Below are 15,174 nucleotides of genomic sequence, written 5' to 3'. Positions count from 1 at the left end.
CGGCGTTGTCGATACCATAGGCCGGTACGGCCGGGCATCCTTGACATAGGTCAGGTCGAGGCCGCGAAATCGCCCGGCCGGGCACAGAACTCGACGAAAAACCGCACCGGCGCCGGGGCCGCAACCTCGTGCGGCCGCTCTGGATGGATCAGCGGATGGATGCCCGGCCCCAGCAGCAGTTCGGCACCGTCCACCAGATCGCGAAAGAGCAGCCGCCCCTCCAGCACATGCAGCCGCGCCCAGGTGCCGGAGCGGGTCGCATGGGCACGCAAGAGGCCGCCCGGCACGGTGGTTTCGGTGAATTCCGGGGTGCGCCGATAGGGGGCGGCGTCACCGGGCCAAGCCGGGCGGTTCATTCCGCCGGCCAGTCGTAGAGATGGATCAGCTTGGGGTCGTCGGCCGCCGCCAGCATCCGGCGCACCCGGTCCTGGAACAATACCGCGAAACGGGCCTGTTCGGCCGGATCGGCCAGTCCCGCGACCGCGGGCGGCATCAGGTCGGCGATGGCCGGGTCGTGCGGGACATGGCCGGTGTCGATGTCGATGACCACACCCGCGCCATCATCGCGCCGCCGCAGCGCCATGACGCCGTCGATCGGCGCCTCGAAGCGCAAAAGCCCGCGGCGCGAGAACAGATGCCCCGACCCGATGCCGTGAAAGCCGCCCTCGGCCGCGGCACCCGTGACCAGCGTCGCGACCGAGGCGGTGACGCCGGTCGTGCCCTGCGCAACACCGTCGCGCATATGGACCTCGATGCCGCCGCGTTCGGGCAGGTCGTCGCCGTAAAGCCATTCCAGCCCGGCCAGCACCATCAGCCAGGCGCCGGCGACCACCGGGCAGGAATGGCCGCAAAGCCGCACGGCATCGGCATAGCGATAGGTCATCGCCCCGCCCTCGGCCGTGCCGAGAAAACCCGCCAGCGGATCACGGACCCGGATCACCGGCGCATCGTCGAAGAAGGCGGGAAAACCCATGGCTCACTCCTGTTCGTCGGCCAGCAGGTCGGCCAGCGTGCGGCGGTCCATCACCTGCAGGAAGGCGGCAAGCGCATCCCGGATCGCCGCGTCCAGCGCGCCGGGGCGGTTGGGATCGCGGATCTCTTCGGGGCCGAAGCATTCGGCGGCGGCCATGTCCGGCTCGGTCACCCGCAGCACCTCGCCCAGCCGCAGCGCGGCCGGATCGCGGCCCAGCTCCAACCCGCCCGAGCGGCCGCGAACCGAGTTCAGGAACCCTGCCCGCGTCAGCACATTGGCCACCTTGGTCAGATGGCTGCGCGAGATGTCATAGGCAAGGGCCGCCCCTTCGATGGTCACCAGCCGGTCGGGATGGCGCGCCGCATAGATCAGCAGCCGCAGCGCATAATCCGAAAAGCTGGTCAGTCGCATGAAGGGGGCTTCCTCGATCCGCCCGCACAAAAGCACGGCCCGCGCCCGCCGGTCAATGGCACGCACCGGGACACGGTGCGGCCCTCTCGCATGAACCGCAGGCAAGGCATGGGGCATCCGGGCGGCGGCGCGCTCCATCATCAGAACCGCAGCCGCGTGCCCAGATAGAAGGCCCGCCCTTCGCCCGGGATGAAGGCCGCCTGCCCCGCCGATGCCTGGTCCACGACCAGCGTCGAGGCGGCATATCGTTCATCCGTCAGGTTGGTGACCTGGAGATGGACCAGGGCATTCGGCGTCAGCGCGTATTCGACCCCCAGATCGACCAGCGCATAAGGGTCGTTGAATACCGTGTTCATGTTGTCCACCGGCGTCTTGCCCGGCACCCAATGCAACTTGCCGGTGACCGTCAGCCGCTCGACCGGGCGCCAGTCCAGCACCAGCGAGATCACGTTGCGCGGCGCGCCGGCAATGCGGTTGTCGCCGCGCAAGGGATCGTCGTCGAAGCGGAAATCCTGCCAGGTCCATGCCAGCCGCGCCGCCAGCGTTTCCGCAAGATCGCCCGACAGGCCAAGCTCGACCCCGCTGTGCCGCGTCCGCCCGGCATTGACCGAGGCCAGCGTGGCGCCGGTCACGTCGCGCAGCGAAAGCAGTTCGTTCTTCAGCCGCGCGTGATAGACGGTCGCGTCCCAGGACAGGTTCTGCCACGTCCCGCGCCAGCCCAGCTCCAGCGTGGTCGAGGTCTGCGCCTCCAGGTCGGGCGTCGCGAACATCGCCGCCGGCGCCGCGGGATCGGCGGGGTTCGGCCGGCCCGGCCCGCTGTTCGGCGTGCCGCCCACCGTGCCCAGCAGGTCGTCATGGGTCGGCGGCTCGAAACCCCGCGCCAGCGAGATCCAGGCGAACTGCCCCTCGGCCGGGGTCCAGGACAGGGCCAGCGCCGGGGTGAAGCCGCTATAGCTGCGGTCGTAGCTGGTCGAGACCGCCGGCACCGCCCCATCGGGCAGGCGCATGCCGGGGTTCATCGGGCTGTAGGCCACCGTCGGCCGGGTCGCCCCGCCCCAGCGGTCATCGCTTTCGCGACTGGCATGGTTGAAGGCGATCGAGGGCGACAAGGTGAACCCACCCAGCGGCAGGTTCGCCCCGGCAAAGACCGACACCGTATCGGCCGTCAGCCGGTTGCGGCCGAAGGCCGGGCCGCGCGCGCCGCCCAAGTTGTGGAAATAATCGCGGTCGGCCTTGCCGAAGGACCAGGTCAGGCCGGTCTCGAACAACGGCAACGCCCCCTCGCCCAGTCGGCTGTAGCGCGCGGTCAGCGTCGCGTCGGTGCCCTCGGTGTCGCGGAACCCGGCCGAGATCGGAAAGGCGAAGCTGTCATCCGTCCGCGACAGGCTCAGGCCGAAGTCATAGATGTTCTCGCCGCGCTCCAGCGTCGTCCGCGCCCCGGCCAGGGTCTGCCGGGTCTCGCGCCGGGGCCGGTCGCGCAGCACGTTCGGCCCCGGCCCCTCCGGCACGCCGCCGACGATCACCGGCCCGGCATGGTTGCTTTCTGGATCGTTCCGGATCGCGTCCCAGGTCAGCGGCCCGGCCACGTCGAATTCCAGGTCGGTATGGCTGAGGAACAGCCGCGTCACAGCCTCGCCCGTCTGCAAGGTGACGTTGCCGCCGATCCCCGTGCGGCGCGAGCCGTTGTAGTCGCGATAGCCGTCCTTCTGCGCGTGTTCGAAGCGCAGCAGCACATCGGCGCGCTCGCCGTCGATGCCATAGCTGCCCGCGACCTCGCCCCGCCCGAAGCTGCCGCCGCCGAAGCTGAGCCGCATCCCCGGCGCCGAGGCCCCCGAGGGCGAGGCGAAGTTGATCGCACCGCCCAGCACGTTCGCGCCGATGCGGTTGGCCGAGGCGCCGCGAAACACCTCGATGCTCTCGGCCTGGCCGGGCGCCGCAAGGCCGACGACATAGGAGCCGTCGGCGCGGTTCACCGGCATGCCGTCCTGAAGGATCAGCAGGCCGCGCTCGGCCGGGTTCTGTTGCAGGCCCGAGCCGCGGATCTGGATGCGCGGCTGGTCGTTGCCGCCGAAGAACTCCTGCACGACGACGCCGGGCACCTCGGACAGCGTGTCGGCCAGCGTCGGCGCCGCCTCGCCCGACGCATCGCTGCGGTCGATCAGCGCCACAGCGCCCGGCGTCGCCTCGAAGCGCCGCGCGGTGGTGTCGGCGCGGATCTCGATCTGGTCCAGCACGATCACCGCGCCGGGCGAGGCCGATTGCGCCAGCGCAGCACCCGCCTGCAAGGACAGGCCGGCGGCCAGCCCGGTCAGCGCGGGGATCATCCGGGGAAAGGCTCTGGTCTTGTCGTCTGCATCCATGGCGGCACGTCCTTGATCTTCCCGCGAGGGACAGCGCCGGCGGCGATGCACAGGCGCGAGGGTGGCAATGAGACGGCTGGCACAAGGCTTGCGATGCGGCATGGCGGCTGCGGGCATGGGCTGCGGGCGCGCCGGAATGAGCCCGTCTTGGATAGGCCAATCAAACATGAATGTGAAGGTCATATTTTAGCCAAGGCACTTTTGCCGCAGCCCGGCGCGCGCGGGGATGCGCGGGGTGCGCGCTGGACAGCCCGGTCGCCGGCAAGCTACACAGGGACGGCAAAAGCGACCCGAAACAGCGCGAAAGACGGAAAAGCCAACCCATGTCGAACCAGGGCCGGAAACTGGAACAGGCGGCCAAGGCGGCGTGGCTCTCTTACGTCGCGGGCAAGACCCAGGACGAGATCGCGGGGATCATGGGCATCTCGCGCCAGACCGCGCAGCGCCTGGTCGCGCAGGCCATGGCCGAGGGCATCGTCAAGATCCGCATCGACCATCCCTTTGCCCATTGCATGGACCTTGCCGCCGAATTGCAGCGCAAATACCGGCTGGATTTCTGCCAGATCGCGCCCTCGGACGCACCCGAGGCCGGGGTGGCCCTGATGCTGGCCGACGTGATCGAGCAATGGCTGCGCCGGGCCGAGCCGATGACCATGGCGATCGGCACCGGCCGCACCCTGCGCAGCGCCATCGCGCAATTGCCGCATATCGACTGCCCGCAGCACCGCATCGTCTCGCTGACCGGCAATATCGCGCCGGACGGCTCGACTGCCTATTACAACGTGCTGTTCACGCTTTCGGACCTGGTCAGCGCGCGCAGCTTTCCCCTGCCGCTGCCGGTCATCGCCCCCAGCGTGCGCGAACGGCAGGCAGTCAACAGCCAGCCCAGCATCGAGCGGCTGATCCGCATGTCCGCCGGGGCCGCGGTCGCCTTCGTCGGCATCGGCACGGTGGGCGCGCAGGCTCCGCTGATGCTGGACGGGTTCCTGTCGCAGCCCGACCTGGACGCGCTGGTCGCGGCCGGCGCGGTGGGCGAGATCACCGGCTGGGCCTACGACGCGCGGGGCGCGCTGGTGGCGGGGCTCAGCAACGACCGCGTGGCCTCGGCACCGATCCCGCCGCGCGAGACGACGCTGGTGATCGGCGCGGCCCATGGCGCCGAAAAGGTGCCGGCGATCCGCGGCGCGCTGCGCGGCGGGCTGATCAGCGGGCTGATCACCGATGCCGCGACCGGGGCCGCATTGCTGGCCGATTGATCGCTACATCGCCGCGATCTCGGCGCGCTGCTGCTGCATGCGCAGAAAGATGCGCCAGTCCCGCTCGCGCCGGGCACGGGCGGCGGGGTCGGGGCGGGTCACCTCGACCGGCCTTGCGAAACGGTCGCGCGCCGGGCGGATTCCGCCCAGCAAAGGCGCGGCGGCGGCGATGGCGGTGCCGCGCAGCACCGCATCCTCGGGCTGCCAGTGGATCTCGGCCCCGGTCGCATCAGCGTAAAGCTGGCGCAGCAGGGCCGAACGCGCCTGGCCCCCGGCCATGGCCAGCGCGGCGGGCGCCAGGCCCATATGCGCGATGACCTGCCGCGTCCCCAGCGCGATGCCGACCGCCGCGCGCCAGTAAAGCGCATCCAGCGCCGGCGCGCTGCGTTCCAGCGTCAGGCCGTGGATCGCGCCGCGCAGCAGCGGATCGGCAAAGGGCGTGCGGCTGCCCTTGATGTCGGGCAGGACATGCAGGTCGGGCTCCGGCTCGGGATCGGCGGCGATGCGGGCCAGGATCTCATCATGGCTGACCGGCTGCGGATAAAGCCCGCGCACCCGCTCCAGCAACGCGCCGGTGGCGGATTGGCCTCCCTCGGTCACGCTTTCCCCGGGCAGGATCGCACCGGGATAGGGGCCCCACAGCGCCGGGCGCGGCGCGAGCCCTGTCGCCATGACGCAATTCGATGTGCCGGCGATCAGCGCCGGCATGTCCGGCGCCGCGCCAAGCGCGCCGGCAAAGGCGTCGATCAGCCCGGTGGCGACCAGCGCTTCGGGCTCCAGCCCCAGCTCGGCCGCGCCCTGCGGCGACAGCGGACCGATCCGCGTGCCGGGCGGCAGGACCGCGCCGGGGCGCGGGAAATCGGTAATGCCGAGCTTTTCCAGCAGATCCGCCTGCCAGCCGCCCCGGTCGGGCAGCCAGGGCCATTTCGCCGCGGCCGCGCAAAGCGACCGCGCCTCGATCCCGGTGGCGCGAAAGGCCAGGTGGTCGCAAAGATCGCGCACCCCAGCCAGCACGGCCCAGACCTCGGGCCGATGGCGGGCCAGCCACATCAGCTTCGGCGTCTGCATCTCGGGCGAGACCGAGCCGCCGGCCCGCGCGACGATCTCATGCGGAATGCGGCTGAGTTCGCCCGCCTCGGCGATGGCGCGGTGGTCGTGCCAGGCGATCACGTCGGGCGCAAAGCCCGGCGCCTCGACCACCAGCGAGCAGGTGGCGTCGAAGGCCAGCGCGCCCACCTGTGCCGGGCTGGCGCCGGCCTGCCGCCGCGCCTCGGCCAGCGCTTCGGCCACGGCCTGCCAGATCTCGGCGAAATCGTGCATGGATTGCCGGTCCGGCCCCGGAATGGTGGCGAAACCCCGGCTCGCGCGGGCGACCAACCGGCCGTCGAGGGTAAAGAGCCCCGCTCGCGCACGGGCCGAGCCCACATCCACGGCCCCGATCAGCACGCCGATTCCCCTTCCTAGCCCAGACCGGCGAGAGTCTTGGGCAAATCCCGGGCATGGTCAATCAGCGCGTCGGGGGCCAGCGCCGCCAGCTTTTCGGCCAGGCGCGCGGGCGCGGCATGGCTGCCGCCCAGAAAGCCGATCACCCGCATCCCCGCGGCACGGGCGGCGGACAGGCCGGCCGGGCTGTCCTCGATCACCACGCAATCGGCCGGCGCGATGCCCAGATGCCGGGCGGTGAACAGGAACAGGTCCGGCTCGGGCTTGCCGCGCGCCACCTGCGTCGCGGAATAGACATGCGGCCCGAAAAGCGGCGCGAGGCCCGTCAGCGACAAGGACAGCCGCAACCGCTCGGGCGCGCTGGAGGAGGCCACGGCGCGCGGCCCGGAAAGCTGCGCCAGCGCTTCGGCCATGCCGGGCACCGGGCGCAATTCGCGGCGCAAGCGCAGGGCCAGCGCTTCGGCATAGCCGGGCAGCGCCGGACCCAGGTCGACGCCATGGTCCCGCGCCGCATCGACGATGGTCGAGAACGAGCGGCCCAGGAATTCGTCATAGATGCGGGTGCGGGTGATGGGCGCACCCAGCCTTTGTAAAAGCGCCTCGATCTCGGCCGCGGCAAGCGGTTCGGAATCGACCAGCACGCCGTCGCAATCGAAGATCAGCCCCCGCGCCACCGCCTAGCCCTTGAGATAGGCATCAAGCGTCGAGCGCGTGCCCCTGTCCCACAGCATGGCGAGCCATCGCGCGAAAGGCTCGGCCAGGCGCGGATCGCGGCCGGTCCCGCCATAGATCTCGGCCATGCCGAGCCAGGCCGAAGGGTCGGTCCGGGCCGCCTGCGCCACCTGGACGAGCTTGTCCCAATCCGGGTCGTTCGGCTCGATCACCGCGCCGCTGTCGGTGGTCCCGGCGCAATAGCGGCACCACAGCGCCGATTCCAGCGCCAGCCCCTCGACCGGCAACCCGCGCTCCAGCCGGTGCGCGATGGTCGGCACGATGAATTTCGGCTGCCGGTTCGAGCCGTCCAGGCAAAGCCGGCGCACCGTATCGCCGATCTTGGGATTGGCGCAGCGTTCGGCCACCTTGGCGAAATAGGCGCCAAGGTCAGTGCCGGGCACCGGCGGCACGGCGGGGATGATCTCATCCGCCTCGATCTTTTCCAGGAAGGCGCGGACCTGCGCGTCCTCCATCGCCTCATGCACGAAATGGATGTCCAGAAGCCCGGCCGGATAGGCGATCACCGCATGGCCGCCGTTCAGGATGCGGATCTTCATCAGCTCCCATGGCGTCACGTCGGCGACGAACTCGACACCGGCCTTTTCCAGCGGCGGCCGGCCGGCGGGAAAGTTGTCCTCGAGCACCCATTGGATGAAATCCTCGCAAAACACCGGGGCTTCGTCATGGATGCCGAAATCCTCGCGCACCATGCGGCGCTCGCGATCCGAGGTCGCCGGCGTGATGCGGTCCACCATGGCATTCGGAAAGGCGACATTCGCCAGGATCCACTCGGCCAGCTGCGTGTCCAAGAGCCGCGCTGTTTCGGCCACCGCCTCGCGGGTGACATGGCCGTTATGCGGGATGTTGTCGCAGCACATGACGGTGAAGGGCGCGTGCCCCGCCGCCCGGCGCGCCTTGAGCCCCGCGACGATCAGGCCGAAGACGGTCTGCGGCGCGTCGGGGCTGGCGGCATCGGCGGCGATGGCGGGATGCGTGGGGTCGAAATGCCCGGTGGCGGCGTCGATGAAATAGCCGCCCTCGGTGATGGTCAGCGCCACGATGCGGATCGCCGGATCGGCCAGCGCCGCAATCACCCGCCGATGGTCGCCCGGCGCGATATAGTCCACGATCGGCCCCAGCACGCGCGCGTCCGAGCGCTCGGCCGATTGCTCGACCAGCGTATAGAGGTAATCCTGCGCGGCCAGCGTGTCGCGCATCCTGGCGTCGCCCGGCATGACGCCGGCGCCGATGATGGCGAAGTCCTGCGCCAGCCCCATGTTCATCAGCCGGTCCAGATAGGCGGCCTGATGGGCGCGAAAGAAGTTGCCGACCCCGAAATGCAGGATGCCGGCGCGCAGGGCGGCGCGGTCGTAGCCCGGCACCGGCTGGCCGAGGCGGTCGAGGGTCTGGTTGGAAAGCCTGTCCATCCGAATTCATCCCGGTTCTGTATTGCAGGAAATAGGGCCGCCGACGCGACCCCGAGGGGAAAGGCGCGGCTAGAGCGCCAGCCCCTGCTGGTCGAAGCGATAGACCCGGCCGTCCTGCGGGGTCAGGTAGATGCGGTCGCCGTGATGAACCGGAAACTCGCCCGCCGCCCGCGCGACGATATGGGTGCCGCCGTCCAGGTCGACATGCAGGAAGGTATCCGACCCCAGATGCTCGGCCACGCCCACGGTGCCGGCGAACTGGCCCTCGCTGGTGGACATGGCGAAATGCTCGGGGCGCACGCCGATGGCATGGGCGCCCAGCCGGGCCGCCGCCTCGCCCTCGATGAAGTTCATGTTCGGGCTGCCGATGAAGCCGGCGACGAAGCGGTTCCGCGGCGTGCGGTACAGCTCCAGCGGGCTGCCGACCTGCTCGACCAGGCCGGCGCGCAGGACGACGATCTTGTCGGCCATGGTCATCGCCTCGACCTGGTCGTGGGTGACGTAGATCATCGTCGTCGCCAGCTTCTTGTGCAGCTCGGAAATCTCGACCCGCATGTTCACCCGCAACGCCGCATCAAGGTTCGACAAGGGCTCGTCGAACAGGAAGGCCGAAGGCTCGCGCACGATCGCGCGGCCGATGGCGACGCGCTGGCGCTGGCCGCCCGACAGCTGGCCGGGGCGGCGGTCCAGGTAATCGGTCAGGTTCAGGATGCCGGCCGCGTGCTGGACGCGCCGCTCCTGCTCATCCGCCGCCATGCCCGCCATCTTCAGCGGAAAGGCGATATTCTTCCTGACCGACATATGCGGGTAAAGCGCATAGGACTGGAACACCATGGCAAGCTTGCGCTTTGCCGGCGCCGCCTGGGTCACGTCCTGCCCGTCGATCAGGATCTGGCCCGAGGTCACGTCCTCGAGCCCCGCGATCAGCCGCAAGAGCGTGGACTTGCCGCAGCCCGAGGGGCCGACGAAGACCACGAACTCGCCGTCGTGGATCTCCAGATCGACGCCCGGGATGACCTCGACATCGCCGAAAGCCTTGCGGACCTGTTGAAGCGTGATGCTACCCATCATTCCCCCCTTTATTTCACCGCGCCGAAGGTCAGGCCGCGCACGAGTTGCTTCTGGCTGAACCAGCCGAGGATCAGGATCGGGGCGATGGCCATGGTGCTCGCCGCCGAGAGTTTCGCGTAGAAAAGCCCTTCGGGACTGGAATAGCTGGCGATGAAGGTCGTCAGCGGTGCCGCTTTGCTGGTGGTCAGGTTCAGCGTCCAGAACGCCTCGTTCCAGGCCAGGATCACGTTCAGAAGCAGCGTCGAGGCGATGCCGGGCACGGCCATCGGCGTCAGCACATGCAGGATCTCGTTCTTGAGGCTTGCCCCGTCCATCCGCGCCGCTTCCAGGATCTCGGACGGGATCTCGCGGAAATAGGTATAGAGCATCCAGGTGATGATCGGCAGGTTGATCAGCATCAGCACCACGGTGATGCCCATCCGCGTATCCAGAAGCCCCCAGCTGCGGAACAGCAGATACATCGGGATCAACACGCCGGCGGCCGGCATCATCTTGGTGGACAGCATCCACATCAGCAGGTCCTTGGTGCGCTTGGCCGGCTGGAAGGCCATCGACCAGGCGGCCGGAATGGCGATCAGAAGGCCCAAGAGCGTCGAACCGACCGAGATGATGACCGAGTTCATGAAATGCCGGAAATAGGGCGAGCGGGACTGCACCTCGGCATAGTTCTGGGTCGTCCAGTCAAAGAACAGGAACTTCGGCGGCGAGGCGATGGCGTCGGCCTCGGACTTGAAGCTGGTCAGGATCGTCCAGAGGATCGGAAAGAAGATCAGCAGCGCCACGCCCCAGGCCAGGATGGTAAAGCCCCAGCGGCGGGTATCGGAAATCTTGCGGGCCATGGTTTTTACTCCAGCGTCTTGCCAATCATCCGCATCAGGAAGATCGCGACGATATTGGCAAGGATGACGGCGATGATGCCCCCGGCGGATGCGCCGCCCACGTCGAATTGCAAAAGCGCCTGCGAAAAGACCAGATAGGTCAGGTTGGTGGACTGATAGCCGGGCCCGCCATTGGTGGTGACCAGGATCTCGGCAAAGACCGAAAGCAGGAAGATCGTCTCGATCAGGATCACCACGGTGATGGCGCGCGACAGGTGCGGCAGGATCAGGTGGATGAACTTGGACAGCGCGCTGGCCCCGTCCATCTCGGCCGCCTCCATCTGCTCGCTGTCCAGCGATTGCAGCGCCGTCAGCAGGATCAGCGTGGCAAAGGGCAGCCATTGCCAGGCGACGATCAGGATGATCGACATCAGCGGATATTGCGCGAGGAAATCGATGGGCTGCGCGCCCACCGCCTTGGCAAGCCAGGCGAAAAGCCCGTTCACCGGGTTCATGAACATGTTCTTCCACACCAGCGCCGAGACGGTCGGCATGATGAAGAAGGGCGCGATCACCAGGATGCGCACGATCCCTTGCCCGAACATGGGCTGGTCCAGCAGCAGCGCCAGCAGGATGCCGCCGCCCACGGTGATGACCAGCACGCCCCCGACCAGCAGCAACGTGTTCTGCATCGCGGTCCAGAAGGCGGGATCGGACAGGAAATACTTGTAGTTGGTCCAGCCGATGAACTGTTCCATGCCGGGCGAGAGCAGGTTGTAGCTCTGGAAGCTGAACCACAGCGTCATGGCCAGCGGCACGATCATCCAGCCCAGAAGCAGCAGGACCGAGGGCGCGACCATCAGGCGCGCGAGTGTTTTCTGATGTCGGGTAGCCATCGGCGCGCCTCCCACGCGAGCGATGAGGGTTCGGATTGCGGCAGGGGCCGGGCACGCCGCCCCCCGCCCGGTTCGTGGCCGTCAGGCCAGGCCGCGCATCACTTCGGATAGCCGGCCTTGGCCATCTCGCGCTCGGCGATCTGCTGGGCCATCTGCAGCGCCTGGTCGACGCTGGCCTGCCCGGCCAGGGCGGCCGAGAATTGCTGGCCGACCGCGGTGCCAAGCGCTTGGAACTCGGGGATGCCCACCCATTGCGTGCCGATATAGGGCACCTCGGCGGTGGTCGGGTTCTTCAGGTCGGCCGACATGATGCTGTCGAGCGTCGGCTTGGCGAAGGGCGCGGCCTCCTGATAGGCGGGGTTCTCGTAGAGCGAGGTCCGGGTGCCCGGCGGCACGTTCGCCCAGCCCTCTTCCGCCGCGACCTGCTCGGTATAGGCTTTCGAGGTCGCCCAGGCGACGAACTTCTTGGCCGCATCCGGCGCGTCGGTCGAGGACGGGATCGCCAGCGTCCAGGCCCAAAGCCACATCTGCGGCTTCTCGCCCTCGGGGGCCAGCGCATAGCCGACCTTGTCGGCCACGGTCGAATCCTTGGGGTTCGACACGAAGCTTGCCGCCACGGTGGCGTCGATCCACATGCCGCATTTGCCGGTCTGGAACAGCGCCAGGTTCTCGTTGAAGCCGTTGGACGAGGCGCCGGGCGGGCCGGCCTCGTTCATGATCGCGACGTAGTCGGTCAGCGCCTTCTTCCACGCCTCGCCGGTGAATTGCGGCTTCCATTCCATGTCGAACCAGGGCGCACCGTAGCTTGCGCCCATCGAGGTCAGGAAGGCCATGTTCTCGCCCCAGCCGGCCTTGCCGCGCAGGCAGATACCATAGACCTCGGCCGACTTGTCGGTCATCTTGCGCGCCGCGTCATAGATGAAGTCCCAGGTCGGGCGCTCGGGCATCTCCAGCCCGGCCTTTTCCATCAGGTCGGTGCGATACATGATCATCGCGGATTCGCCATAGAAGGGCGCGGCATAAAGCTTGCCGTCCAGCGACAGCCCCTCGGCGATGGGCGGCAGGATGTCGGCGGCATCGTAATCCGCGCCCATGTCCTCAAGCGCCAGGAGCCAGCCTTGCTTGGCCCAGATCGGCACCTCGTAATTGCCGACGGTCACGATGTCATATTGCCCGCCCTTGGTGGCGATGTCGGTGGTGACGCGCTGGCGCAGCACGTTCTCTTCCAGCGTGACCCATTCCAGCTGGATGTCCGGGTTCGCGTCGGTGAACGGCTTGGTCATCTTCTGCATGCGGATCATGTCGCCGTTGTTCACGGTGGCGATGGTCAGCGTCTCGGCCCATGCGGGCGCGGCCAGCGCCGTCATGGCGCAGGCCCCCATCAGGCCGCGCAGCATCATGCTCATTCGATTGTCCTCCCCTGCGGATCAGCATTTGCTAATACGATGGGCAAATGCTCACATATTCGCAGCGGGACTGTCAAGCGAAATCGGCGCGGCCCGATACCCGGGACCGCGCCGACCGATGATTTCTTGCAGGGTGGTGGGGCCGGATTCAGCCGCGGCCGCGATAGGGCGGCACGTCCTGATCGGGGATCCAGACCCCCTCGGGCATGGGGCCGGTCTGCCAGAACACGTCGATGGGCATGCCGCCGCGCGGATACCAATAGCCGCCGATGCGCAGCCAGCGCGGCGCAAGGAACCCTGCCAGCCGCCGACCGATCGAGACGGTGCAGTCCTCGTGAAAAGCACCGTGATTCCGAAAGCTTCCAAGGTAAAGCTTCAGCGACTTCGATTCGACCAGCCATTCGCCCGGCACATAGTCGATCACCAGGTGCGCGAAATCCGGCTGCCCGGTCATCGGGCAAAGCGAGGTGAACTCGGGCGCGGTGAAGCGCACGTTGTAGGCCACGTCGGCCTGCGGGTTCCGCACCCGCTCCAGCTCGGCCTTGTCGGGGCTTTCGGGCAGCAGGGTGGCGCCGCCCAGTTGCTTGAGGCCGCTATAGATCGTCTCGGTCATGGTTCCCTCCGAATGTCAGACGCCGCGCCGGTTGCCCCAGATCAGGACATGCAGTTGCGGCAGGATGCGCGGTTTCAGCCAGCCGCGGCCGACCGTGTTCTCGACCAGCCACAGCAGCCGGTCGGCCAGGGCCTGCGGATCGACCGGCAGGGCGGGATCGGTCTCGGGGTTGCCGGGTTGCAGGTAAAGCGGCAGGCCGGGATGGCGGGCGGCAACCTCGCGCGCCCAGTCCAGGTCGACCTGGTCGAAGATCACGATCTTCAGCACCCGCTGCCCCGCACCCTCGCCCGCCTTCAGGCAGCGGTCGAAAGCGTCCCAATCGACCACCTGCCCGCTCGACGGCGGCTTCGGCGACAGCACCAGCGTGGACAGCTCCGCGAACCAGGGCTGCGCGACCGAGCCCTGCGTCTCGCAGGCGAAACGATAGCCCTGCTCGCGCCCCAGCGCGATCAGCGGGGTGAAGTCCTGGATCGCCGGATTGCCGCCGGACAGCGAGACGGTCAGCGGCTGGCCGCCGGACAGGCGCCGCACCTCGGCCCAGACCGCCTCGGCGCTCATCGGCCGCCATTCGTGGCGGTGGCTGCTCTCTACCGCGTGCAGGCTGTCGCACCAGACGCAGCGATAATCGCAGCCGCCGGCGCGGACAAAGACCGTGGGCTCGCCGATCAGCGCGCCCTCGCCCTGGATGGTCGGGCCGAAGATCTCGGCAATGCGCAGCGTCATGGCCGATACTCGGCCCAGGTCTTGGGCGTCTCGGACACCCGGACCGCCACCGTCTCGGGCCAGCGCGCCTTGCACCAGTCATGGAAATGTCGCGCCATGTTCTCGGCGGTCGAGGGACCGTCCAGCACGTCGTTCAGGTGGCGATGATCGAAATGCGTGTCGATATAGTGCTTCAGCGGCGCAAGCTCGTGATAGTCGCGCACGAAGCCGTCGGCATTCAGTTCCTCCGCCGCCAGTTCGACCACGACGATGTAATTGTGCCCGTGCAGCCGGGCGCATTGGTGGTCGGGCGGCAGATGCGCAAGCTGGTGCGAGGCCGAGAAATGGAACTCCTTCGAGATGCGGAACATCAGGCCCGCTCCCGTTCCGCGATGGCCTGCCGCCAGAAATCCGCGTCCTCATAGGCGGTCGGGTCGGGGATGCCGGCCAGGTGGAACGCCTCGCGCCGCTCGACGCAGGTGCCGCAGCGCCCGCAGTGAAGCGCTCCACCCTTGTAGCAGGACCAGGTCTCGGCAAAGGGCGTGTCGTGGCGGGCGCCCTCGGTCACGATGTCGGCTTTGGTGCGATGCACGAAGGGCGTCAGCAGCCGCGCCTGCGCATAGCCGTCCAGCGCGGCGTCCTGCATCTGCTGGAACGCCTGGGTAAAGGCGGGGCGGCAGTCGGGATAGATGAAATGGTCGCCGCCATGCACGGCGGTCGCCACCGCCTGATCGCCCATCGCCGCCGCCATGCCGAAGGCGACGGTCAGCATGATGGCGTTGCGGTTCGGGACCACGGTGATGCGCATGGTCTCCTCGGCATAATGCCCGTCCGGCACCTCGGCCCCGCCGGTCAGGGCCGAGCCGGTCAGCACCGCCCCCACACCGCGCATGTCGATGACGTGATGCGGCACGCCCAGCCGCCGGGCGGCAAGGGCGGCGTAATCCAGCTCCTTGCGGTGGCGCTGGCCGTAGTCGAAGGAGATCAGGCGCGTCAGCCCGCCTTGCGCGGCGACCATATGCGCCAGCGAAACGGAATCGAGTCCGCCCGAGCAGACAACTATCGTCTTCATGATGTGACCCTT

16 protein-coding genes are annotated in these 15,174 nt (G+C 68.4%); 1 reads left to right on the top strand and 15 read right to left on the bottom strand.

Annotated features, from left to right (window positions below):
- Positions 1 to 50: 50 nt before the first annotated feature.
- The 4 genes from BLT64_RS12175 to BLT64_RS12160 all read right to left on the bottom strand — a co-directional run bounded on the left by BLT64_RS12175 (position 51) and on the right by BLT64_RS12160 (position 3,744).
- Positions 51 to 356 (bottom strand): TehB family protein, encoded by a 306-nt coding sequence (locus BLT64_RS12175; RefSeq protein WP_011750399.1) that lies wholly within the window; start codon positions 354 to 356, stop codon positions 51 to 53.
- The gene (locus BLT64_RS12170) at positions 353 to 973 is read right to left on the bottom strand and encodes a hypothetical protein (protein WP_011750400.1); all 621 of its coding nucleotides are present in this window, start codon (positions 971 to 973) and stop codon (positions 353 to 355) included. Before BLT64_RS12170 ends, BLT64_RS12175 begins: the two co-directional genes overlap by 4 nt.
- 3 nt (positions 974 to 976) lie before the next feature.
- Positions 977 to 1,384 (bottom strand): RrF2 family transcriptional regulator, encoded by a 408-nt coding sequence (locus tag BLT64_RS12165; protein ID WP_041530657.1) that lies wholly within the window; start codon positions 1,382 to 1,384, stop codon positions 977 to 979.
- Positions 1,385 to 1,524: 140 nt separating this feature from the next.
- Positions 1,525 to 3,744, bottom strand: a complete 2,220-nt coding sequence (locus BLT64_RS12160) for a TonB-dependent receptor family protein (protein WP_011750402.1) — start codon at positions 3,742 to 3,744, stop codon at positions 1,525 to 1,527.
- Between the two features lie 323 nt (positions 3,745 to 4,067).
- On the opposite strand from BLT64_RS12160, the gene BLT64_RS12155 reads away from it, so the two are divergent.
- Positions 4,068 to 5,000, top strand: coding sequence for a sugar-binding transcriptional regulator (locus BLT64_RS12155; protein WP_011750403.1), 933 nt, complete (start codon positions 4,068 to 4,070; stop codon positions 4,998 to 5,000).
- Positions 5,001 to 5,003: 3 nt separating this feature from the next.
- On the opposite strand, the gene BLT64_RS12150 is transcribed toward BLT64_RS12155, so the two are convergent.
- The 11 genes from BLT64_RS12150 to queC all read right to left on the bottom strand — a co-directional run bounded on the left by BLT64_RS12150 (position 5,004) and on the right by queC (position 15,162).
- Positions 5,004 to 6,446: an FGGY-family carbohydrate kinase gene (locus BLT64_RS12150; protein ID WP_011750404.1), complete on the bottom strand. Its 1,443-nt coding sequence runs from the start codon at positions 6,444 to 6,446 to the stop codon at positions 5,004 to 5,006.
- A gap of 14 nt (positions 6,447 to 6,460) precedes the next feature.
- Positions 6,461 to 7,117 (bottom strand): HAD family hydrolase, encoded by a 657-nt coding sequence (locus tag BLT64_RS12145; RefSeq protein WP_011750405.1) that lies wholly within the window; start codon positions 7,115 to 7,117, stop codon positions 6,461 to 6,463.
- Between the two features lie 3 nt (positions 7,118 to 7,120).
- Entirely contained in the window at positions 7,121 to 8,584 is a 1,464-nt protein-coding gene (locus tag BLT64_RS12140) for a mannitol dehydrogenase family protein (protein WP_011750406.1), read from the bottom strand.
- A gap of 69 nt (positions 8,585 to 8,653) precedes the next feature.
- Entirely contained in the window at positions 8,654 to 9,652 is a 999-nt protein-coding gene (locus tag BLT64_RS12135) for an ABC transporter ATP-binding protein (protein ID WP_011750407.1), read from the bottom strand.
- Between the two features lie 11 nt (positions 9,653 to 9,663).
- Positions 9,664 to 10,494: a carbohydrate ABC transporter permease gene (locus tag BLT64_RS12130; RefSeq protein ID WP_011750408.1), complete on the bottom strand. Its 831-nt coding sequence runs from the start codon at positions 10,492 to 10,494 to the stop codon at positions 9,664 to 9,666.
- Between the two features lie 5 nt (positions 10,495 to 10,499).
- Positions 10,500 to 11,369, bottom strand: a complete 870-nt coding sequence (locus BLT64_RS12125) for a carbohydrate ABC transporter permease (RefSeq protein ID WP_011750409.1) — start codon at positions 11,367 to 11,369, stop codon at positions 10,500 to 10,502.
- A 98-nt stretch (positions 11,370 to 11,467) separates the two neighbouring features.
- A complete protein-coding gene (locus tag BLT64_RS12120; protein WP_011750410.1) occupies positions 11,468 to 12,775 on the bottom strand; it encodes an ABC transporter substrate-binding protein in 1,308 nt (435 codons plus the stop codon).
- A 148-nt stretch (positions 12,776 to 12,923) separates the two neighbouring features.
- Positions 12,924 to 13,388 carry a preQ(1) synthase gene (gene queF / locus BLT64_RS12115; RefSeq protein WP_011750411.1) on the bottom strand — a complete coding sequence of 155 codons (465 nt, stop codon included), beginning with the start codon at positions 13,386 to 13,388 and terminating at the stop codon, positions 12,924 to 12,926.
- Positions 13,389 to 13,403: 15 nt separating this feature from the next.
- Positions 13,404 to 14,111 (bottom strand): 7-carboxy-7-deazaguanine synthase QueE, encoded by a 708-nt coding sequence (gene queE / locus BLT64_RS12110; protein WP_011750412.1) that lies wholly within the window; start codon positions 14,109 to 14,111, stop codon positions 13,404 to 13,406.
- Entirely contained in the window at positions 14,108 to 14,461 is a 354-nt protein-coding gene (locus BLT64_RS12105; RefSeq protein WP_011750413.1) for a 6-pyruvoyl trahydropterin synthase family protein, read from the bottom strand. The genes queE and BLT64_RS12105 overlap by 4 nt, the downstream gene beginning before the upstream one ends.
- Positions 14,461 to 15,162, bottom strand: coding sequence for a 7-cyano-7-deazaguanine synthase QueC (gene queC, locus BLT64_RS12100; protein WP_011750414.1), 702 nt, complete (start codon positions 15,160 to 15,162; stop codon positions 14,461 to 14,463). Before queC ends, BLT64_RS12105 begins: the two co-directional genes overlap by 1 nt.
- Between the last annotated feature and the right edge of the window lie 12 nt (positions 15,163 to 15,174).

This window comes from Paracoccus denitrificans (assembly GCF_900100045.1).
GTDB lineage: Bacteria > Pseudomonadota > Alphaproteobacteria > Rhodobacterales > Rhodobacteraceae > Paracoccus > Paracoccus denitrificans.
Note: the sequence above shows the minus strand (reverse complement) of the source record. Positions and strands in the feature narration are given on the sequence as shown.

Coding starts and splice junctions, on each gene's coding strand:
- BLT64_RS12175 (WP_011750399.1), bottom strand. CDS start 356: ATGAACCGCCCGGCTTGGCCCGGTGACGCCGCCCCCTATCGGCGCACC.
- BLT64_RS12170 (WP_011750400.1), bottom strand. CDS start 973: ATGGGTTTTCCCGCCTTCTTCGACGATGCGCCGGTGATCCGGGTCCGT.
- BLT64_RS12165 (WP_041530657.1), bottom strand. CDS start 1,384: ATGCGACTGACCAGCTTTTCGGATTATGCGCTGCGGCTGCTGATCTAT.
- BLT64_RS12160 (WP_011750402.1), bottom strand. CDS start 3,744: ATGGATGCAGACGACAAGACCAGAGCCTTTCCCCGGATGATCCCCGCG.
- BLT64_RS12155 (WP_011750403.1), top strand. CDS start 4,068: ATGTCGAACCAGGGCCGGAAACTGGAACAGGCGGCCAAGGCGGCGTGG.
- BLT64_RS12140 (WP_011750406.1), bottom strand. CDS start 8,584: ATGGACAGGCTTTCCAACCAGACCCTCGACCGCCTCGGCCAGCCGGTG.
- BLT64_RS12135 (WP_011750407.1), bottom strand. CDS start 9,652: ATGGGTAGCATCACGCTTCAACAGGTCCGCAAGGCTTTCGGCGATGTC.
- BLT64_RS12130 (WP_011750408.1), bottom strand. CDS start 10,494: ATGGCCCGCAAGATTTCCGATACCCGCCGCTGGGGCTTTACCATCCTG.
- BLT64_RS12125 (WP_011750409.1), bottom strand. CDS start 11,369: ATGGCTACCCGACATCAGAAAACACTCGCGCGCCTGATGGTCGCGCCC.
- BLT64_RS12120 (WP_011750410.1), bottom strand. CDS start 12,775: ATGAGCATGATGCTGCGCGGCCTGATGGGGGCCTGCGCCATGACGGCG.
- queF (WP_011750411.1), bottom strand. CDS start 13,388: ATGACCGAGACGATCTATAGCGGCCTCAAGCAACTGGGCGGCGCCACC.
- queE (WP_011750412.1), bottom strand. CDS start 14,111: ATGACGCTGCGCATTGCCGAGATCTTCGGCCCGACCATCCAGGGCGAG.
- BLT64_RS12105 (WP_011750413.1), bottom strand. CDS start 14,461: ATGTTCCGCATCTCGAAGGAGTTCCATTTCTCGGCCTCGCACCAGCTT.
- queC (WP_011750414.1), bottom strand. CDS start 15,162: ATGAAGACGATAGTTGTCTGCTCGGGCGGACTCGATTCCGTTTCGCTG.